Raw genomic sequence first — 20,051 nt, 5'->3', positions numbered from 1 at the left:
TCGCTGATGGGCCGCCAGGCAGAAGCCAATTCCTACGTTCCCCTGCCGGTCCGCAAGGGCGTCGCGCCCAGCTACCTGTGGCTGACCGAGACGCTGGCGGGCGGCATGCTGCGCTTCCTGGCCGAGCGTTTTCCCGACGTGACACCCGAGTCCTGGGCGGCCCGGCTCGAGCGCGCCGAAGTGGTCGATGCCCAGGGCACGCCCCTGCAAGCGGACAGCCATGTCCGCAAGGGCATGCGCATCTGGTACTACCGCGAGCTCGACGAAGACGAAACGCCCATCCCCTTCAAGGAACGCATCCTGTTCCAGGACGAGCACTTGCTGATCGTCGACAAGCCGCATTTTCTGCCGATGATCCCGACCGGGCGCTTCCTGCACGAGACCCTGCTGGTGCGCCTGAAAGCCCAGCTGGAACTGCCGCACCTGGTGCCCATCCACCGCCTGGACCGCGAAACGGCAGGCGTGGTCATCTTCTCGCATAACATCGACACGCGCGGCAAGTACCAGTCGATGTTCCAGAAGCGGGTGGTCAAGAAGGTGTACGAGGCGCTGGCCGGGCCGATCGAGGGACGCGAATTCCCTTTTACTTACCGCAGCCGCATGCAGGACGCGGAGCAGTTTTTCGTCAGCGAAGAGGTGCCGGGCGAGCCGAATTCGGAGACCCTGATCGAAGTCGTCGAGCGCCGCGGCGAGGTCGTGCGCTACCGCCTGCATCCGCATACCGGCCGCAAGCACCAGCTGCGCCTGCACCTGTCGTCCTTGGGTGCGCCGATCCTAAACGACGCCTTCTATCCGGTGGCGCTGCCTTGCAAGGGCGACGATTTTTCGGCGCCGCTGCAACTGCTGGCGCGTTCGATCAGTTTCGAGGATCCGCTGACGGGCCAGCCGCGCACGTTCAACAGCGAACGCACGCTCGACTGGCCCACGTAACGATTACAGGTGGTAATCGATGATGAGGGGAGCGTGGTCCGAGAATCGCTCGTCCTTGTAGACCGACACCGCATGCGCCTTGGCCGCGATGCCCGGGGTGGCGACGTGGTAATCGATGCGCCAGCCGACGTTCTTGGCCCAGGCCTGGCCGCGGTTGCTCCACCAGGTGTAGTCGGCCGCTTCCGGCGCCACCACGCGGTGCACGTCCACCAGTCCCAGCTCGTCGAACAGGCGCGTCATCCACGCGCGTTCTTCCGGCAGGAAGCCCGAGTTCTTCTGGTTGCTCTTCCAGTTTTTCAGGTCGATTTCCTTGTGCGCGATGTTCCAGTCGCCGCAAATGACGACCTCGCGGCCCTCGGCCTTGAGTTCCTGCAGGTGCGGCAGGAAGGCTTCCATGAAACGGAACTTGGCCAGCTGGCGCTCGGGCGAGGACGAGCCGGACGGGGCATACAGCGAGATCACCGTCAGGTTGCCGAAGTCGCAGCGCGTATAGCGGCCTTCGGCGTCGAACTCGGCGCAGCCGAAGCCGATGCGCTTGCTGTCCGGTGCGCAGCGGCTATACACGCCGGTGCCCGAGTAGCCCTTCTTCTCGGCGTAATGGAAATGGCTGTGGTAGCCGTGCGGACGCAGGAAGTCCTCGGTCATGTCGGCTTCCTGGGCCTTCAGTTCCTGTACGCAGATGAAGTCGGCGTCGATGTTGGCGAGCCAGTTGAAAAAGCCTTTTTTGTGGGCCGAACGGATGCCGTTCAGGTTGGCGGAGATAATTCTTGGCATGGGAGCGAAAGGAGAGAAGCGCGGCGGCGTGGCGTCTGCCGGGCACGGGGATTAAAATACAGCCACTTTTTTATTTTGGGGTCATCGTGAACAATTTGCGCCAACAGTTTATCGCTTTTTCGGTCTCGACGGGAGTGCTCAAGTTCGGCGAGTTCACCACCAAGGCAGGGCGCCAGTCGCCGTATTTCTTCAACGCCGGCCTGTTCCACGACGGCGCCACGCTCGGCCAGCTGGCGCAGTTCTACGCCCAGACGCTGCTCGATTCCGGCGCCGAGTTCGACATGCTGTTCGGCCCGGCCTACAAGGGCATCACCCTGGCTTCCGCCACGGCCGTCGCGCTGGCCGGCAAGGGCCATAACACCTCCTACGCCTACAACCGCAAGGAAGCCAAGGACCACGGCGAAGGCGGCACCATCGTCGGCGCCGGCCTGAAGGGTAAAGTGGTTATCGTCGACGACGTGATCTCGGCCGGCACCTCGGTGCGCGAGTCGGTCACCATGATCCGCGCGGCCGGCGCCGAACCGGCCGCCGTGCTGATCGCGCTGGACCGCATGGAACGCTCGGGCAAGGATGGGGCGTTGTCGGAAGGCTCGGCGGTGCAGCAGGTGGCGCAGGAGTTCGGGATTCCGGTGATTTCGATCGCCAACCTGGATGACCTGTTCACCTACCTGTCGGGCGAAGGGGCGGGCGCCGAGCTGGGGCAGCACAAGGAAGCGGTGGCGGCCTACCGCGCGCGTTACGGCGTGTAATCGTAGGGTGGACGGCTGCACCGCCGTGGTTCGCGATCACGCTGCCTGGGCGCCGTCCACGCGTTCAACCGGCCGATGATCAGTCTCCCCGGTATCTCAACCGTGCGTTGAACGCGTGGACGGCGCATCGGGCGCGTGAATGCCCGTTACCGGGTATAGCCGTCCACCCTACACAGGCATAAAAAAACCGGAGCATTGCTCCGGTTTTTTTGTAGTCAGCGGTAGTAAATTAACCCGCCAGCTTCTTCTTCAACAGCTCCGTCACCTGCGCCGGATTCGCCTTGCCCTTCGAGGCCTTCATGGTCTGGCCGATCAGCGCGTTGATCGCCGCTTCCTTGCCGGCGCGGTACTGCTCGACCGATTTCGCATTCGCCGCCAGCACCTCGTCGACGATCGCTTCCAGCGCGCCCGTGTCCGAAATCTGCTTCAGGCCCTTCTGCTCGATGACGACGTCGGCCAGGTTCTCGTCCGTCGATTTGGCTTCCCACATGGCGGCGAACACTTCCTTGCCGGCCTTGTTCGAGATCGTGCCGTCGGCGATACGCTTGATGAGCAGGGCCAGCTGCGAGGCTTCGACCGGGGACTCGGTAATGTCGACGCCTTCGCGGTTCAGGGTCGAGGAGACGTCGCCCATCATCCAGTTGGCAATCGCCTTCGCGTTTTCCTTGCCGGCCTTCGCCACCACGGCTTCGTAGTAGGTCGCCATGCTCTGCGACGAGGTCAGGATCAGGCTGTCGTATTCCGGCAGGCCGTAGTCGCCGGTGAAGCGCTTGCGCATGGCTTCCGGCAGTTCCGGCATGTCGGCGCGCACGCGCTCGATCCATTCTTCGGAGATGGTCAGCGGCGGCAGGTCCGGGTCGGGGAAGTAGCGGTAGTCCTGCGCGTCTTCCTTCGAGCGCATGGCGCGGGTTTCCTTCTTGTCCGGATCCCATAGGCGGGTCGCCTGCTGGACTTTGCCGCCGTCTTCGATCAGTTCGATCTGGCGCCGCACTTCGTAGTGGATCGCCTCTTCCATGAAGCGGAAGGAGTTCAGGTTCTTGATCTCGCAGCGGGTGCCGAATTCCTGCTGGCCCATCGGGCGCACCGAGACGTTGACGTCGCAGCGGAAGGAACCTTCCTGCATGTTGCCGTCGCAGACGCCGAGCCACATCACCAGGCCGTGCAGGGCCTTGGCGTAGGCGACCGCTTCGGCGGCGCTGCGCATTTCCGGCTCGGAGACGATCTCGAGTAGCGGGGTGCCGGCGCGGTTCAGGTCGATGCCGGTCATGCCGGCATAGTCTTCGTGCAGCGATTTGCCGGCGTCTTCCTCGAGGTGGGCGCGGGTCAGGTTGACGGTCTTCGTCTCGAGCTTGCCGTCCTTCTCGTAGCCGAAGGTGATCGTGCCGCCCTGGACCACGGGGTCTTCGAACTGGCTGATCTGGTAGCCCTTCGGCAGGTCGGGGTAGAAGTAGTTCTTGCGGGCGAAAACCGACTGCGGGGCGATTTTCGCGCCGACCGCCAGGCCGAAGCGGATCGCGCGCTCGACGGCGCCCTTGTTCATCACGGGCAGCACGCCCGGCAGCGCCAGGTCCACGGGACTCGCTTGCGTGTTCGGCTCGGCGCCGAACTGGATCGAGCTGCCGCTGAAGATTTTCGAATTGGTCGTGAGCTGGACGTGATTCTCAAGACCGATGACGACTTCCCATTGCATGGTGTTCTCTCTTTTTCTGTTCGGTTCGCATGAGGCGCGGGCCGTTCATGCGTCACGCGTGGACGGCGGAGCCGTCCACCCTACGATTAGACCCCGGCAGGGGCGCGCTGGTGCCAGTCGGTGACTTGCTGGTACTGGTGCGCGATGTTCAGCAGCTTGGCTTCGGCAAAATAATTGCCGATGATTTGCAGGCCGACCGGGCGCTTGCCGTTCTTCTCGCCTTCGCCGAAGCCGCAAGGGATCGACATGCCGGGCAGGCCGGCCAGGCTGGTCGACAAAGTGAAAATGTCGGCCAGGTAGTTGGCGACCGGGTCGTTGGTTTTCGATCCCGCGTCCCAGGCGACCGTCGGCGCAACCGGGCCCATGATCACGTCGCACTTGTCGGCAAACGCGGCCTGGAAGTCGTCGGCGATCAGGCGGCGGATCTTCTGCGCCTGCACGTAGTAGGCGTCGTAGTAGCCATGGCACAGCACGTAGGTGCCGACCAGGATGCGGCGCTGGACTTCGCGGCCGAAACCTTCAGCGCGCGTTTTCTTGTACATGTCCTGCAGGTCCTTGTACTCGGCGGCGCGGTGGCCGTAGCGTACGCCGTCGAAGCGCGACAGGTTGGACGAGGCTTCGGCCGGGGCGATGATGTAGTAGGTCGGGATCGACAGCGCGGTCTTCGGCAGCGAGATGTCAACCAGGGTCGCACCGAGCTTGACGAACTGTTCCAGCGCGGCGCGCACGGCCGCTTCCACGTCGGCAGCCAGGCCTTCGCCGAAGTACTCCGAAGGCACGCCGATGCGCAGGCCGTTCAACGGCTTGTTCAGGTCGCGCGTGAAGTCTTCATGCCGGTTGCCCTGCTCGAGCGTGAGGCTGGTCGAGTCGCGCTCGTCGTGGCCGACCATGTCGTTGAGCAGCAGGGCGCAGTCCTCGGCGGTCTGCGCCATCGGGCCGCCCTGGTCGAGCGAGGAGGCGAAGGCGATCATGCCGAAGCGCGACACGCGGCCGTAGGTCGGCTTGATGCCGGAGACGCCGCAGAAGGCGGCCGGCTGGCGGATCGAGCCGCCGGTGTCGGTGGCGGTGGCGGCCGGGGCCAGGCGCGCGGCGATCGCGGCGGCCGAACCGCCCGAGGAGCCGCCCGGCACGGCGAGCGCGTCCCACGGGTTTTGCACGGGGCCGAAGGCCGAGTTCTCGTTGGCCGAACCCATCGCGAATTCGTCGCAATTGACCTTGCCCAGCGTGACCATGCCGGCCGCGTTGAAGCGGTCGACCACGGTGGCGTCGAAGGGGCTGACGTAGTTGGCCAGCATCTTCGAGCCGGCAGTCGTGCGCCAGCCGCGCGTGACGAAGATATCCTTGTGGGCGATCGGTACCCCGGTCAGCGGGCCGGCCGTGCCTTCGGCGATGCGCGCGTCGGCGGCAAGCGCCTGGGCCAGCGACAGCTCGCGGTCCACGTGCAGGAAGGCGTTGTGGCTGCTCGCCTCGATGCGGTCGAGGAAGTGGCGGGTCAGTTCCGTACTCGATACCTGCTTCGCGTGCAGCAGCGCCGACAGTTCTTTGATGGTTTTGTTGTGCATGGTGCCTAGTGTTCGTGAATGCGTTGTCGTGAAGGCAGGATTACTCGATTACTTTCGGCACCAGGTACAGGCCGTCCTGTGCCTTGGGCGCCGGCGCCTGGTAGTCGTCGCGGCGGTTTTCTTCGGTCACCACGTCTTCGCGCAGGCGCAGCGGCAGGGCCAGGATGGCGGCCAGCGGGTGCGACAGGGGAGCGACGCCGGCCGTGTCGACGGCCTGCATCTGTTCGGCGAGGGCGAAAATGCCGTTCAACTCGCCCAATGCGGTGTCGGCGTGGGCGTCGTCCAGGTCGAGCTGGGCCAGGTTGGCGATCCGTTTTACGTCTGAAAGAGTCAGGGACATGGCAAACAGCGCGGCCGGGGCCGCGTTCAAAATGTGGTTGGACGGATAACGGAATTGTTCTGTGCGGCTGTTGAACGCCTTGCTACAGTCGATAAAAGCTTGTTAATCCCGTCGATCTCGCTTCAGGAACTGGGGGCTAAAACCCCCTGTTTTCGGCGTTTAATCGGTAAATTATAAGGTAGAATGGCGGGCTAATGCGTGGTCTGCGCCGAATGAGCGCGACCCGCATTAGATAAGAGCGCCTAACAAAACTTCCAGGGCAAGGCGCGTCGCCGAAGACAGTACGACTGTACGGCGAGGCGGCGCAACGCAGCCATGGGAGTTTTGTTAGGTGCTCTAAAGACCGCCGGGCGCAGGCAGGGCCGACGCGGCAAGGACACCCGATTAATTTGCTTACGCGCGCCTTCGCGCATCAGGACACACATGTTTGGTTCTTTACGCAGTTACTTCTCGAACGACCTGGCCATCGACCTGGGTACCGCCAATACGCTGATCTATGTGCGCGGCCAGGGCATCGTGCTGGACGAGCCGTCGGTCGTGGCGATCCGCCAGCAGGGCGGCCCGAACGGCAAGAAAACGATCCAGGCGGTCGGCAAGAAGGCCAAGCAGATGCTGGGCAAGGTGCCGGGCAACATCGAGGCGATCCGCCCGATGAAGGACGGCGTCATCGCCGACTTCACCGTCACCGAAGAGATGCTCAAGCAGTTCATCCGCATGGTGCACGACTCGAAATTCTTCCGCCCGTCGCCGCGCATCATCATCTGCGTGCCCTGCGGTTCGACCCAGGTCGAGCGCCGCGCGATTCGCGAATCGGCCCTCGGCGCCGGCGCCTCGCAGGTGTTCCTGATCGAAGAACCGATGGCGGCTGCGCTCGGCGCCGGCCTGCCGGTATCGGACGCAACCGGCTCGATGGTGGTCGACATCGGCGGCGGCACCACCGAAGTGGGCATCATCTCGCTGGGCGGCATGGTCTATAAAGGTTCGGTGCGTGTCGGCGGCGACAAGTTCGACGAAGCCATCGTCAACTACATCCGCCGCAACTACGGCATGCTGATCGGCGAGCAGACCGCCGAAGCGATCAAGAAGGCCATCGGTTCGGCCTTCCCGGGTTCGGAAGTGAAGGAAATGGAAGTCAAGGGCCGCAACCTGTCCGAAGGCATCCCGCGCGCGTTCACCATCTCGAGCAACGAGATCCTGGAAGCGCTGACCGACCCGCTCAACAACATCGTCTCGGCCGTCAAGAACGCGCTCGAGCAGACCCCGCCGGAACTGGGCGCCGACATCGCCGAGAAGGGCATGATGCTGACCGGCGGCGGCGCGCTGCTGCGCGACCTGGATCGCCTGCTGATGGAAGAGACCGGCCTGCCGGTGCTGGTGGCCGAAGACCCGCTGACCTGCGTGGTGCGCGGCTCGGGCATGGCGCTGGAACACAACGACAAGCTGGGTTCGATCTTCTCGTACGAGTAAGCGAATGAAGCAGGGCTAGTGTGGGCGGGCGCAGGCGAGGAGCCGGCGCCTGCCCATGCGTTCATCCCGCCCCCTCATTCTGGCATTAGGCTCCGGCGGCTGCGCCGCCACTACTGATATTCATGGATTACAGTCCTCCGCCGCTTTTCAAACAGGGCGCCCCGGCACGGGTCAAGGTGACGGTGTTTGCTCTCCTGTCGCTGGTGCTGCTGGTGGTCGACGCGCGCATGCACGTCCTGAGCACCGTGCGCCAGGTGGCCGGCACCATCCTCTACCCATTGCAGATGGCCGCGCTGATGCCGCGCGACGCCCTCTCCAGCATGGGCGGCTATTTTTCCTCGCTCTCGAGCCTGCAGAATGAAGTGCGCGAGCTGAAGAACCAGCAGGTCGCGCAGGCCCAGGCCATGCAGCAGGCCCAGTTCCAGATGGCCGAGAACGCCCACCTGCGGCGCCTGCTCGAAGCGCGCGAATACCTGCCGACCGGCTCGATCATGGGCGAGATCCTGTACGATGCGCGCGATCCTTCGACGCGCCGCATCGTCCTCGACCGCGGCACCCGCAACGGCGTGGAGCTGGGCCTGCCGGTGATCGACAATGCCGGCGTGATCGGCCAGGTCACCCGCGTCTTCCCGTTCACCTCCGAAGTCACCCTGCTGACCGACCGCGACCAGGCCATCCCGGTACAGGTGCTGCGCTCGGGCCTGCGCAGCATCGCCTATGGCCGCGGGCACTCGGGCCTGCTCGACCTGCGCTTCGTAGCGCCCGATGCCGACGTCCAGGTCGGCGACGTGATCGTCACCTCGGGCCTGGACGGGATGTATCCGGCCGGGCTGGCAGTGGCGAAGGTGATGCAGGTCGAGAAGGTCGCGGCCGGCGCCTTCGGGCGCGTGGTCTGCCAGCCGCTCGGCGGCGTCGACCGCCACCGCCAGCTCCTGATCGTGAAATCGGGTGCCACGAAGGCGCCAAGACCCCTCGATCCGCCGGCGCCCGGCGCGCACGCCGCGCGCCGCAACCTGCCGAAGATGGAACCGGTGCCGCTGCCGCCGCTGGCGCCGGCGCCGCTGCCGGCCCAGGGTGTGCCGGCCCAGCCCGGAACCGGGCCGGGCGCCGTGGCCGGCGCTCCCGCATCGACTCCTGCATCGACGCCCGCTACGGTGCCTGCAACGGCGCCTGCGACGGCGCCTGCCGCTGCTGCGCCAGGCAAGGTGTCGCCGGCGCCGGCCGGCGCCGCGCCGAACACGGCCGTCCCTGCCGCAAGCCCGCGCCAGGCGCCGTCCACGAATGGCGCCCAGCCGGCCGCCGGCACGAACGCCGTCCCGCCGCCGGCCGCCAGCCGTCCGGCCGCCGTGCCGACTGCCGGCGTCACCACTTCGCCGCCGGCCCAGCCGGCCATCCGGAAGGAGGGCGCGTAATGCCCGGACACCGCGCCAACTACATCCTGCTGCCGGTCAGCCCGCTGTTCATCGCGTTCAGCCTGACCTGCGCCTTCATGCTCAACCTGCTGCCCTGGGGCCGCTGGACCGGCACGCCCGATTTCGTGGCGCTGGTGCTGGTCTTCTGGGGCATCCACCAGCCGCGCAAGGTCGGCATCGGCGTCGCCTTCGGCATGGGCCTGCTGATGGACGTGCACGACGCCACGCTGCTGGGCGAGAACGCATTAGCCTACACGCTGCTGTCCTACGTGGCGACCATGATCCATCGCCGCGTGCTGTGGTTCCCGGTGGGCACCCAGGCCATGCACGTGTTCCCGCTGCTGCTGCTGGCGCAGGCGATCCAGGTGCTGGTGCACTTCTTCGCCACCGGCCGCTTTACCGGCTGGCTGCATTTCATCGAAAGCGCGGTGGCCGTCGCCCTGTGGCCGGTCATCACCTGGCTGCTGCTGGCGCCGCAACGGCGCGCGGTCGACCGTGACCACACCCGCCCGATCTGATGTTCCTCGTCGACGACCGACACGGCAACTGACTGACGCAGTAAATGACTGAACGCAGTAATGACTGAAATCAAAGATAGCGACCGCGAGATCCACCACTTCCGAATGCGCCTCACCGTGCTGCTGGGACTGGTGTTCGTCTGCTTCGGCATCCTGGTCGCCCGTTTCGTGTGGCTGCAGGTCATCCAGCACGACAAATACCATGCCCAGGCCGAGGACAACCGCATCGCGCTGGTGCCGATCGTGCCCAACCGCGGCCTGATCGTCGACCGCAACGGCGTGGTCCTGGCGCGCAACTACTCGGCCTATACGCTCGAGATCACGCCCTCGAAACTGCAGGCGAACATGGAATCGGTGATCGACGAACTGGCCAAGCTGGTGTCGATCGAGCCGAAGGACCGCAAGCGCTTCAAGCGCCTGCTGGAAGAGTCGCGCAGCTTCGCCAGCGTGCCGATCCGCACCCGCCTGACCGACGACGAGGTGGCGCGCTTCACCGCCCAGCGCTTCCGCTTCCCGGGCGTCGAAGTGCAGGCGCGGCTGTTCCGCCAGTATCCGCTGGGCGAGGTCGCCTCGCACGTGGTCGGCTACATCGGCCGCATCAACCAGAAGGAATCGGATGCGCTGGCCGAGACCGACGACGCCGCCAACTACAACGGCACCGAACACATCGGCAAGGAAGGCCTCGAGAAGCGCTACGAGCGCTACCTCCACGGCACCACCGGCTACGAGCAGGTCGAGCGTTCGGCAGGCGGGCGCGCGATCCGCACGCTGTCGCGCCGGGCGCCGGTCCCGGGCAGCAACCTGATCCTGTCGATCGACATCGAACTGCAAAAGGTGGTCGAGGAAGCCTTCGGCGAGCAGCGCGGCGCGCTGGTGGCGATCGAGCCGGAGACCGGCGACGTGCTGGCCTATGTCTCGCGCCCGGGCTTCGACCCCAACCTGTTCGTCGACGGCATCGACACCCAGAGCTGGAACGAACTCAATACCTCGCTCGACCGGCCGCTGATGAACCGCCCGCTGTCGGGCACCTATCCGCCGGGTTCGACCTTCAAGCCCTTCATGTCGCTGGCCGCCCTCGAGCTGGGCCTGCGCCGGCCCTCGGACGGGATCCGCGACCCCGGCTTCTTCATGCTGGGCGGGCACCGCTTCAACGACGACAAGCCGGGCGGCCACGGCTACGTCGACATGTATAAATCGGTGGTCGAGTCCTGCGACACCTATTACTACCAGCTCGGCCACGAGATGGGCGTCGACCGGATGTCCGCCTTCATGCGTCCGTTCGGCTTCGGCGAGCCGACCGGCATCGACCTCGACCACGAAAAGACCGGCGTGCTGCCGTCCAAGGAGTGGAAGGCGCACCGTTTCCGCCGCAACCGCCAGGCCCAGAAATGGGTGGGCGGCGACACCATTTCGATCAGCATCGGCCAGGGCTTCAACAACTACACGATGATCCAGCTGGCGCACGCGGTGGCCAACCTGGCCAACAACGGCGTGGTCATGAAGCCGCACCTGGTCAAACTGATCGAGGATGGCGCGACGCGCCAGCGCACCCTGACCGTGCCGAAGGAAAGCCGCCGCATCCCGCTCAAGCAGGAGAACATCGACTTCATCAAGCAGACGATGGTGGGCGTGACCCAGGAGACCTACGGTACCGGCTACCGGGCCTTCAGGAACGCCGGCTATGTCTCGGCGGGCAAAACCGGTACCGCCCAGGTGATCGGCCTGAAAGGGCAGAAGTACAACGCCAACGCGATCGACGAACGCCACCGCGACAACGCGCTGTACGTCGCCTTCGCCCCGGCCGACAAGCCGCGCATCGCCTTGGCCCTGGTGGTCGAGAACGCCGGTTTCGGCGCGGCCTCGGCGGCGCCGATCGCGAGAAAAGCACTCGACTACTACCTGCTCGGCAAGCGCCCGGCGCCGCCGAAAACCCCCGACGGCGCCAAGCCGGCGCCGGTGGTTCCCGGCGCGGCCAAACCGAGCACGCCGGCGACGCCGGTCGTCACGGCGGCCGCCGCCGCGCCAACCCGCCACTAGGAGCAAACAGATGGCTTATTATCCGGAGCGGCGTTCTCTCGGCCGCCGCCTGAAGCCGTATTTCAACGTCTTCGACTGGCCGCTGGCCATGATCCTGTTCATGCTGGTCACCACCAGCATGATCACCATGTCCTCGGCCGGCACCGAATTCCCGGGGCGGGTCGAAGCGCAGATGCGTAACTTCATCCTGGCCTTCGCCGTCATGTGGGCGGCGTCGCTGCTGTCGCCGCAAATGCTGATGCGTATCGCGGTGCCCGTCTATACGGTCGGCGTCGCGCTGCTGGTGGCGGTGGCGATGTTCGGCATCATCAAGAAGGGCGCGCGGCGCTGGCTGCACCTGGGCGTCGACATCCAGCCCTCGGAGATCATGAAGATCGCCACGCCGCTGATGATCGCCTGGTATTTCCAGCAGCGCGCCAAGGTGGGGCAGTGGAAGTCCTTCGTGGTGGCGGCCGTGCTGCTCCTGATTCCCTTCGTGCTGATCGCCAAGCAGCCCGACCTCGGCACCGCGCTGCTGGTCGGCGCCTCGGGCTTCTACGTCATCTTCCTCGCCGGCCTGCCCTGGAAAGTGCTGATCGGCCTGGGCGTGGCGGCCGCCGCCAGCATGCCGGTGGCCTGGTCGATGCTGCACGACTACCAGCGCGAGCGGGTGATGACGCTGATCGACCCGACCTCCGACCCGCTCGGCAAGGGCTTCCACATCATCCAGTCGGTGATCGCCATCGGCTCGGGCGGCGTGACGGGCAAGGGCTACCATCAGGGCACGCAGGTGCAGCTCGAATTCGTGCCCGAACAGACCACCGACTTCGTGTTTTCGGTCTATTCGGAAGAATTTGGACTGGTCGGCAACCTATTTCTTTTGGTAATCTATCTGTTGCTGATCGGGCGCGGGGCGATGATTGCCGCCAACGCACCGAACATGTTCTCGCGCCTGCTGGCCGGCGCGATCACGATGATTTTCTTTACGTATGCCTTTGTCAACATGGGCATGGTGAGCGGGATCCTGCCGGTGGTGGGAGTTCCGCTGCCTTTCATGAGCTACGGCGGTACGGCGTTCATCACGCTGGGCCTCGGCGCTGGTATATTGATGAGCATACAACGGCACCGAAAGCTGGTGCAGACCTGAAATGGAGGAGGAGGCAATGACCGCTCCGAGACATCTCCCAGCGGTCATTGCCTTAGCGGCATTGATGACCGGTTGCGGATCGACTGGCGAACACAAAAGCCTGATTCCGCTCCCCTGGAAGCACAAAGCAACAAACCATGGCCCGGTGCTGCCGGCGGCGGGTTCCGGCCGCGGCGGCTACTACAAGGATGACGGCCCCGGCCGCAATATCCCGCCGGGCCTGGAACTGGTCCCCGACGCCGTCGTGCGCGCCGAGCCTTATCACAAGTGGGCAAACCGTCCGTACGAGGTCTTCGGCCGCACCTACACCCCCTTCCTGCACGAGGAACCGTTCACCCAGCGCGGCGTCGCTAGCTGGTACGGGGTCAAGTTCCACGGCCAGCGCACCTCCTCGGGCGAGCCCTACGACATGTACAAGATGACGGCCGCCCATCCGACGCTGCCGATTCCCTCGTACGCCCGCATCACCAGCGTGGCCAGCGGCAAATCGGTCGTGGTGCGGATCAACGACCGTGGGCCCTTCCACGCCAGCCGCGTGGTCGACGTCTCCTACACGGCGGCGTTGAAGCTGGGCCTGCTGGGCAAGGGCAGCCACGAAGTCCAGATCGAGCGCCTGTTCCCGAACGACCCGATCCGCCTGGCCCGCGAACGCCGCGCCGCTACTTCCGAGGCGCAGGCCTTGCCGGCGTCGCCGGAAATCGCCGCGCTGATGCTGGAAGACCGCGTGCAGACCGACAGCGCCGCCGTCGCGCAGGCGCTGCCCCAAGCGGCGTCGACCTCCGCCGCGGCGGCCGGGTTCTACCTGCAGCTGGGCGCCTACAGCCGTGCCGACAAGGCGCGGGAAATGGGCCGCCAGCTGGCTGCTGCGGGTATTGCGCTCGGCAACCTGGAGGTGGCGCCTGCCGGCTCGGTGCACCGCCTGTACGGCGGGCCGTTCGGCTCGCGTGCGGAAGCGCAGCAGGCGGCGAAGGCCTTGCCGTCGCAGTTGGGGTTGAAGCCGATTGTGGTGAGGCGGTAGGGGTTATTGCGGGCGGTGCGGCTGCTCTGGCGATGGCTGAACGCGTGGACGGGAGACCCGTCCACCCTACGTCCCTTCGGTTAGCTTTTGTAGGGTGGGCACTTGTGCCCACGCTGTGCCAACCCAAGCTCTGAACGAATCTCTTATCTGCAAACGTGCAGCACCGCCGCCGGCATCCCGCGTCCGGCGTCGACGATGCGCCGGCGCAGATCGGTATCGATGTCGCGGAAGCGGTAGGCGAAGCGCTGCGATTGCGGGCCGCGCGGCAGGATGCGCACGCCTTGCACGCCCTGTTTCGCCAGCGTCGCCGCATGCACGCGCGCGGCCGCTTCGGTCTTGAAGACGCCCAGCGAGATCGCCCAGCGCAGCGGCGATTCGCCCTGCATCACGAAAAAGCTCGCCACGCCCTGTGCGCGCAGTTCGGCGCTGCGGCGGTCCGCGCCTTCCTTGCCGTTTTGCGGGGGCAGGTAGACCAGGTGGCTGGTCACTTCCTGGAAGGGCACCGTCAGGCGGGTCTGGCGCGCGCCCAGGTCGAGCCGGGCCAGGCGGGTTTCGAAGCGGCGCGCGTCGCCCGGTGCGAACGCGTCGGTTTCGACGCAGGCGACAGGGGGGACGGCCGGCGCGGCCGGCGGCGCCTCGGGTGCGGCCTCGACGGGGGCTTCAGGCGCGGGGGCGGGGACGGCACTGGCCACGGACTGCGCCTGCTCGCCGCTGAGCAGCACCAGCTTGTCGGCGGCGAGCTGGTTGCGCAGGCGCGCCGGCTCGCGCACGCCGGCGTCGAAGCTGCCCAGGAAGCCCCGGCCATACGCGAACACGATCAGGTTCGCGCACAGCAAAGCCCAAAATACGAATCTCACCACGCTTTATTCTCCACTGAGTCCCACCGCGCCCGCTGGCGCCGCCCCGGACAGCAGCACCGCGTGCAGCCCGACCAGCACGATATTATCGGCCATCCGGTGCGCAAGCTTGAGGGCTGGCGCAACATAAGGCGCTGCGCCGCCCGAGACGACGCAGATGCAGTCGCCCCAGGTTGCGGCGTGGCTCGCCACCGCGCGTTCGATCGCCCCGGCCTGGGCCGACAGGCAGCCCGAGACGATGGCGTCGTTGGTGTTGTCCGCGAACAGGGGAGGGAGGGCTGTTCCCGGCGCCACCTGCGGCAGCTGGGCGGTATTTTTCGCCAGGGCGCCAGCCATCAGCGCCAGTCCCGGCAGGATCATGCCTCCCACGAAGCGGCCGTCGGGACTGACCGCGTCCACGGTGGTGGCAGTGCCGCAGGTCGCCACCACCAGCGCCTGGCCGGGCACCAGGGCGCGCGCGCCGATGGCGGCGGCAAAGCGGTCGCAGCCCAGGCGTTCCGGCTCGCGGTAGCCGTTGACCAGCCCGGCGCGCGCCGCGCTGGACGCGAACCATTCGGTGTCGACGGTACCGAGCAGGGCGGCCAGGCGTGCACGCATCTCCGGGCCGGCTACGTTCGAGACGATGGCGCGGGTCACCCCGGCCTGCCGCCAGCCGGCGCCGGCCGCATCCAGGTCGGCGTGCAGGGCCGCGCCCAGCGCGGTCCAGTCGCCCGGCGCGGCGCGCTCGCTTGCCAGCGCCCACTTCACGCGGGTATTGCCCGCATCGACCAGCAACAGCATCAAATCCCTTTCACGCGCAGCGAGACGTCGCCGGCCAGCACCGTGACGCGGCCGTCCGGCGTATCGAGCAGCAGACGGCCGGCATCGTCCACCCCGGCGGCCACGCCTTCCTGCAGCACCGTTCCCCGGTCCAGGATGGTAACGGTCTCGCCCTGCCAGGCATGGCGCAGGTTCCAGCGCGCCACGAAGGCGGGGAAGCCGCCGCGCTCGAATTCGCGCAGGGCCGCCGCCAGGCCGTCGAGCAGGGCGGCCATCAGCGAGTCGCGGTCCATGCGCGCCAGCCAGGGCAGCGAGGCCACGCTGCGGCCGATCTGCGCTTCCAGTTCGTCCGGCATCAGCAGGTTCAGGCCGATGCCGATGACGGCCCAGGTGCCGCCGCTCGGGGCGGCTTGGGTTTCGATCAGGATCCCGGCCAGTTTATCTCCATCGCGCAGCACGTCGTTCGGCCACTTCAGGCCGACCTGCACGCCGAGCCGCTCGAGCGCTTCGGCCAGCGCCACGCCGACCGCCAGCGGCAGACCCGCGAGGCGCGGCAGGCCGCCTTCGACATGCCAGGCCAGGGAAAAGGTGAGCGAGCCTTCGCTCGAGGACAGCCAGCTGCGTCCCGCGCGTCCGCGTCCGGCGGTCTGCCTGCGCGCCACCAGCAGCAGCGGCTCGCGCAGGCCGGCCGCGCGCGCCAGCAGGTCGGCGTTGGTCGAGCCGGTCTCCTCGACCACCTCGACTGCGACGCGCGCATTCGACAGCGCGGCAATCGTCCCGGCGTTCATGCGGCCTCCTTGCGTTCCTTGGTCGGCGCGCGCGAGAACAGCAGGTCGAACAGGGCGTTCGGCAGCACGGCCAGGAGGCGGGCGACCCAGCCCATCTGCCAGGGCAGCACGCGGTAGCTGTCGCCGCGCGCGATGGCTTTGGCGGCTGCGGCGGCGAAGCGTCCGGCGGACATCAGGAAGGGCATGGGAAAGCGGTTGTTGCGGGTCATGGGAGTATCGATGTAGCCGGGGGCGATGGTGACGACGCGGATGCCGGAGCGTTTGAGTTCCAGCCGCAGCGATTCGCAGTAGACGCGTACCGCCGCCTTGGAGGCGCAGTAGGCGCCGGCGCCGCGCATGCCGCGCACGCCGGCGACGCTGCCGATCGCCACCAGCCGGCGCGCGCCGGCCTGCTCCTTCATCGGCGCTATGAAAGGTGCGAAGGTGGCGGCCAGGGCGTTGACGTTGGTGGCGAAGACGGATTCGAAGACGGGCAGGTCGCCCGGCCGCTCGGTCAGGGTGCCGTAGGAGATGCCGGCGCTGGCGATGACGATGTCGGCGCCGCCCGCGGCCAGCAGGAAGTCCCTGGCCGCCGCAGCGAGTGCCGCATGGTCGAGGATGTCGACCGCGTAGGTGCGGTGGCGCTCGGGATGGGGCAGGGTGCGCACCAGCGCCTCCAGGGCTTCGCCACGCCGCGCGAGCAGGCCGAGGGTGGCGCCGCGCGCCGCATATTCGCGCGCCAGCGCCTCGCCTATGCCGCTCGAGGCGCCGGTGATGAAGACCCGTTCGGCGCGGGCCGCTGCCGTCATTTCTTGTCTGCGCTCTTGTCCGACTTCGCTTTCGCCACCAGCGCGTCCATCACCTGCAGCGCATTGGTCTGCAGTTCGGCCTCGTTATGGCCTTGCGAGTGGTCGTGCGACTGGCCCTCGCTCGCCATCGACGGCGAGGTGATGAAGCGGCCGTCGACGGCGACCAGCGGCCAGTGGTCGACCTTGTACTCGTTCATCATGACGGCCGCACGGCGCACCTTGGCCTGGACGCCGAAGGAGTTGTAGGCGTCGACGAAGCGGGCGCGGTCGATGCCGTTCTGGGCAGCCCAACCGATGACTTCTTCGTCCTCGACGAAGCGCAGGCGCTGCTGGTGCATCGCGGCGAAGGCCCTGGCGTGGTACTGGCCGAGGAGGCCAAGGGCGTCCAGCGTATAGAACAGGCGCTGCTGCGGCATGGCGCGCTGGCCGGCCGCGACGTGCACGCGCTTGAAGACGATGTTGGCGCCCTGTTTCTTGACCCAGGCTTCCAGCAGCGGCTCGAAGGCATTGCAGTGCGGGCAGGCGTACGAGAAGAATTCGATGACTTCGACCTGCTTGCCCTCGGGGGTGTCGGCCTTTTGCGGCAGTACCTGGTACTGCACGCCTTCCTTGGGCGCGGCGGCGGGGGCGGCGAAAGCGGCCGCCGACATGCTCAGCAGGGCGGCGGTACATAACAGGCGGCGAAGCGGTTGCATCAGGGTCTCCCTATGAGTTTATTTTTGGTTGCGAACGATTGCTACGTCTATACCGCTGTCGAGCAATTTTGCGCGTGCCTTGTTGACGGCTTCGACCTGGCTGAACGGACCGAGGCGCACGCGGTGCAGCGTGCCGCTGTCGCTGGCGCGGTCGCTGATGGCGGCCTCGAAGCCGAGCAGGGCCAGCTTGGCGCGGGTGGCTTCCGCGTCCGACATCTCGCGGAAGGCGCCGGCCTGCAGGTAATAGATGTACTTGTCGTCGGCGCCCGCTGCCGATGCAACTGCGGGCGCGGCCGGGGCACCGGCCGGCGCCGCAGCCGGGGCCGGGGCAGGGGCGCTGGTCGCCGCCGGTTTCGGGGCGGCCGCTTCGGTCATGCCGGCAATCGCCTGGCCGAGCGGGTCGGACTCGGTGGCGGCGGCCGGGGCAGGTGCCGGGGCGGCAGCAGCAGCCGCGGCGGCAGCGGCCTTGGCGGCTTCGCGGTCGGCGATCTGCTTGTTCGCTTCGCGCGCGGCTTCGCGGTTGCCGTACATCGGCTTGTTCGGGTCGCTCGCCAGGCTCGGCTCGAGGTCGGCCGGGCGGCCCATCTTGTTCGAGCGGTCGGTGAAGGGCGAGGCGCCCTTGGTGATCATCAGCGCGACCACGACCGCAATCCCGAGGCCGATGATCAGGCCGAGGATGAAGCCGGTCAGGGTGCTGCCGCGCTGGCGCAGGAGTGAAGGAGAACGAAGGATCGCGGTCATGGTTGCTTGTTTATGCTTGTGCTGCGTTTTGTGGTTCGGTAGGAGCGCGTTCCATCTTGGCCGGAGCCGACACGCCGATCAGGGCCAGGCCGTTGCGCAGCACCTGGCGGGTCGCCAGGGCCAGGGCCAGGCGCGCCAGCTTGAGCGGCTCGTCGTCGTCGAGCAGCCACTTGTGCGCGAAGTAGTAGCTGTGCAGCTCGCCGGCCAGTTCGCGCAGATAGAACGCGACCTGGTGCGGGCCGAGTTCGAGCTTGGCGCGTGCGAGCATTTCCGGGTAGGCCGCCAGCTTCGACAGCAGGCCTGCTTCGTGCGGCGTGGTCAGCGGCGACAGATCGACGTTCGCCAGCTGGGCTTCGTCGCCGCCCCAGTTCGCCAGCGCCGAGCAGATGCGCGCGTGGGCGTACTGCACGTAGTAGACCGGGTTTTCTTCGCTGGTGGCGAGCGCGACGTCGACGTCGAACACGAATTCGGTGTCGGCCTTGCGCGAGATGAGGAAGAAGCGCACGGCGTCGCGGCCGCGCGTGATGTCGCCGTTGCCCGACCATTCGATCAGGTCGCGCACGGTGACATACGAGCCGGCGCGCTTCGAGATCTTGACCTCTTCGCCGTTCTTCATGACGGTGACCATCTTGTGCAGCACGTAATCCGGGTAGCCCTGCGGGATGCCGATGTTCACGGCCTGTAGGCCGGCGCGCACGCGGGCGATGGTGCCGTGGTGGTCGCTGCCCTGGACGTTGATGGCCTGGTCGAAGCCGCGGCGGAACTTCTGGATGTGGTAAGCGACGTCCGGCACGAAATAGGTGTAGGTGCCGTCGGACTTGCGCATCACGCGGTCCTTGTCGTCGCCGTAGTCGGTGGTCTTGAGCCACAGCGCGCCGTCCTGCTCGTAGGTGACGCCGGCGTCGACCAGGGCCTGCACTGCCTGTTCCACCTTGCCGTCCGCGTACAGCGAGGACTCGAGATAATAGTTGTCGAACTTGACGCCAAATGCTTGCAAGTCCTGATCCTGCTCGTTGCGCAGGTAGGCGACCGCGAAGCGGCGGATCGATTCGAGATCATTGGCGTCGCCGCTGGCGGTGGCCGGCTCGCCGTCGCTGGCGGACACGGTTTTCCCGGCCAGGAAATCGGCCGCGATGTCGGCGATGTAGTCGCCGTTGTAGGCCGACTCGGGCCATTCGGCATCGCCCGGCTTGAAGCCGCGCGCGCGCGCCTGCACCGAGTTGGCGAGGGTGGCGATCTGCACGCCGGCGTCGTTGTAGTAGAACTCGCGGGTCACGTCGTGGCCCTGCGACTCGAACAGCGAGGACAGGGCGTCGCCCAGCGCGGCCTGGCGGCCGTGGCCGACGTGCAGCGGGCCGGTCGGGTTGGCCGAGACGAATTCGATGATCGCATGGTGCCCGGCGCCGGCCGTGCCGCGGCCGAAGGCATCGCCTTGTTCCAGCACCGTGCGCACCACCGACTGCCTGGCGCTCGCGGCCACGCGCAGGTTGATGAAGCCGGGGCCGGCGACGTCGGCCGACTCGACCAGGCCAGCGGCCTGCGGATCGGCCAGCAGGGCGGCGACCAGGCGCGTGGCCAGCTCGCGCGGGTTGGTTTTCAAAGGCTTGGCCAGCTGCATGGCGATGTTGCAGGCGACGTCGCCGTGGCTTGGATCGCGCGGGCGCTCCAGGAGGACGTTGGGGGCCAGGCCGGTGCCGGCAACGATCGGCGCGAGGGCGGCCTCGAAGAGGGCAACGATCTGCTGTTTTTGTTGGGCGAGCATAGGGTGCGTTCGGTAAGTTCGGTGAGGCGGTGGCGCGC

The 20,051-nt window shown here is 66.9% G+C and carries 19 protein-coding genes; 8 read left to right on the top strand and 11 right to left on the bottom strand.

The features are described 5' to 3' along the window. Positions 1 to 6: 6 nt before the first annotated feature. A complete protein-coding gene (locus tag ACWCIA_RS20920; protein WP_454166433.1) occupies positions 7 to 930 on the top strand; it encodes a pseudouridine synthase in 924 nt (307 codons plus the stop codon). A 3-nt stretch (positions 931 to 933) separates the two neighbouring features. Here the strand turns inward: ACWCIA_RS20920 and ACWCIA_RS20915 are convergent, their stop codons facing one another. Continuing rightward, complete coding sequence (locus ACWCIA_RS20915; protein ID WP_454166432.1) at positions 934 to 1,704, bottom strand: exodeoxyribonuclease III; 771 nt, start codon at positions 1,702 to 1,704, stop codon at positions 934 to 936. 86 nt (positions 1,705 to 1,790) lie between these two features. Between ACWCIA_RS20915 and pyrE the strand changes: the two genes are divergently transcribed. Continuing rightward, positions 1,791 to 2,453 (top strand): orotate phosphoribosyltransferase, encoded by a 663-nt coding sequence (pyrE, locus tag ACWCIA_RS20910; protein WP_454166431.1) that lies wholly within the window; start codon positions 1,791 to 1,793, stop codon positions 2,451 to 2,453. Positions 2,454 to 2,682: 229 nt separating this feature from the next. Here the strand turns inward: pyrE and gatB are convergent, their stop codons facing one another. From gatB to gatC, 3 genes are all read right to left on the bottom strand, one after another. Beyond that, entirely contained in the window at positions 2,683 to 4,143 is a 1,461-nt protein-coding gene (gene gatB / locus ACWCIA_RS20905; RefSeq protein ID WP_454166430.1) for an Asp-tRNA(Asn)/Glu-tRNA(Gln) amidotransferase subunit GatB, read from the bottom strand. Positions 4,144 to 4,229: 86 nt separating this feature from the next. Further along, complete coding sequence (gene gatA / locus ACWCIA_RS20900) at positions 4,230 to 5,705, bottom strand: Asp-tRNA(Asn)/Glu-tRNA(Gln) amidotransferase subunit GatA (protein ID WP_454166429.1); 1,476 nt, start codon at positions 5,703 to 5,705, stop codon at positions 4,230 to 4,232. Between the two features lie 40 nt (positions 5,706 to 5,745). Then, positions 5,746 to 6,045, bottom strand: a complete 300-nt coding sequence (gene gatC / locus ACWCIA_RS20895; protein ID WP_454166428.1) for an Asp-tRNA(Asn)/Glu-tRNA(Gln) amidotransferase subunit GatC — start codon at positions 6,043 to 6,045, stop codon at positions 5,746 to 5,748. A 423-nt stretch (positions 6,046 to 6,468) separates the two neighbouring features. Between gatC and ACWCIA_RS20890 the strand changes: the two genes are divergently transcribed. The 6 genes from ACWCIA_RS20890 to ACWCIA_RS20865 all read left to right on the top strand — a co-directional run bounded on the left by ACWCIA_RS20890 (position 6,469) and on the right by ACWCIA_RS20865 (position 13,623). After that, positions 6,469 to 7,512 (top strand): rod shape-determining protein, encoded by a 1,044-nt coding sequence (locus tag ACWCIA_RS20890; protein WP_193687199.1) that lies wholly within the window; start codon positions 6,469 to 6,471, stop codon positions 7,510 to 7,512. 122 nt (positions 7,513 to 7,634) lie between these two features. Then, a complete protein-coding gene (gene mreC, locus ACWCIA_RS20885; RefSeq protein WP_454166427.1) occupies positions 7,635 to 8,924 on the top strand; it encodes a rod shape-determining protein MreC in 1,290 nt (429 codons plus the stop codon). Beyond that, complete coding sequence (mreD, locus tag ACWCIA_RS20880) at positions 8,924 to 9,442, top strand: rod shape-determining protein MreD (RefSeq protein ID WP_454166426.1); 519 nt, start codon at positions 8,924 to 8,926, stop codon at positions 9,440 to 9,442. The genes mreC and mreD overlap by 1 nt, the downstream gene beginning before the upstream one ends. A gap of 60 nt (positions 9,443 to 9,502) precedes the next feature. Beyond that, entirely contained in the window at positions 9,503 to 11,479 is a 1,977-nt protein-coding gene (mrdA, locus tag ACWCIA_RS20875) for a penicillin-binding protein 2 (RefSeq protein WP_454166425.1), read from the top strand. Between the two features lie 10 nt (positions 11,480 to 11,489). Continuing rightward, the gene (gene rodA / locus ACWCIA_RS20870; protein WP_454166424.1) at positions 11,490 to 12,605 is read left to right on the top strand and encodes a rod shape-determining protein RodA; all 1,116 of its coding nucleotides are present in this window, start codon (positions 11,490 to 11,492) and stop codon (positions 12,603 to 12,605) included. 145 nt (positions 12,606 to 12,750) lie between these two features. Further along, positions 12,751 to 13,623: a septal ring lytic transglycosylase RlpA family protein gene (locus ACWCIA_RS20865; protein WP_454166423.1), complete on the top strand. Its 873-nt coding sequence runs from the start codon at positions 12,751 to 12,753 to the stop codon at positions 13,621 to 13,623. A gap of 143 nt (positions 13,624 to 13,766) precedes the next feature. Here ACWCIA_RS20865 and ACWCIA_RS20860 read toward each other — a convergent pair whose 3' ends face one another. The 7 genes from ACWCIA_RS20860 to argS are packed head-to-tail and all read right to left on the bottom strand — an operon-like array spanning position 13,767 to position 20,013. After that, positions 13,767 to 14,480 carry an SPOR domain-containing protein gene (locus tag ACWCIA_RS20860; protein WP_454166422.1) on the bottom strand — a complete coding sequence of 238 codons (714 nt, stop codon included), beginning with the start codon at positions 14,478 to 14,480 and terminating at the stop codon, positions 13,767 to 13,769. Between the two features lie 6 nt (positions 14,481 to 14,486). Next, positions 14,487 to 15,260 carry a type III pantothenate kinase gene (locus ACWCIA_RS20855; protein ID WP_454166457.1) on the bottom strand — a complete coding sequence of 258 codons (774 nt, stop codon included), beginning with the start codon at positions 15,258 to 15,260 and terminating at the stop codon, positions 14,487 to 14,489. Further along, a complete protein-coding gene (locus ACWCIA_RS20850) occupies positions 15,260 to 16,027 on the bottom strand; it encodes a biotin--[acetyl-CoA-carboxylase] ligase (RefSeq protein ID WP_454166421.1) in 768 nt (255 codons plus the stop codon). Before ACWCIA_RS20850 ends, ACWCIA_RS20855 begins: the two co-directional genes overlap by 1 nt. Continuing rightward, positions 16,024 to 16,815, bottom strand: coding sequence for an SDR family oxidoreductase (locus tag ACWCIA_RS20845; RefSeq protein WP_454166420.1), 792 nt, complete (start codon positions 16,813 to 16,815; stop codon positions 16,024 to 16,026). Before ACWCIA_RS20845 ends, ACWCIA_RS20850 begins: the two co-directional genes overlap by 4 nt. Then, complete coding sequence (locus tag ACWCIA_RS20840; protein WP_454166419.1) at positions 16,812 to 17,510, bottom strand: thiol:disulfide interchange protein DsbA/DsbL; 699 nt, start codon at positions 17,508 to 17,510, stop codon at positions 16,812 to 16,814. Before ACWCIA_RS20840 ends, ACWCIA_RS20845 begins: the two co-directional genes overlap by 4 nt. Positions 17,511 to 17,528: 18 nt before the next feature. Further along, positions 17,529 to 18,251: an SPOR domain-containing protein gene (locus tag ACWCIA_RS20835; protein WP_454166417.1), complete on the bottom strand. Its 723-nt coding sequence runs from the start codon at positions 18,249 to 18,251 to the stop codon at positions 17,529 to 17,531. Positions 18,252 to 18,261: 10 nt separating this feature from the next. Continuing rightward, a complete protein-coding gene (gene argS / locus ACWCIA_RS20830; protein ID WP_454166415.1) occupies positions 18,262 to 20,013 on the bottom strand; it encodes an arginine--tRNA ligase in 1,752 nt (583 codons plus the stop codon). Between the last annotated feature and the right edge of the window lie 38 nt (positions 20,014 to 20,051).

The sequence above is a fragment of the Massilia sp. SYSU DXS3249 genome (assembly GCF_053668055.1).
The sequence above is the reverse complement of the archived record's forward strand: the minus strand, read 5'-3'. Positions and strand labels throughout refer to the sequence as shown.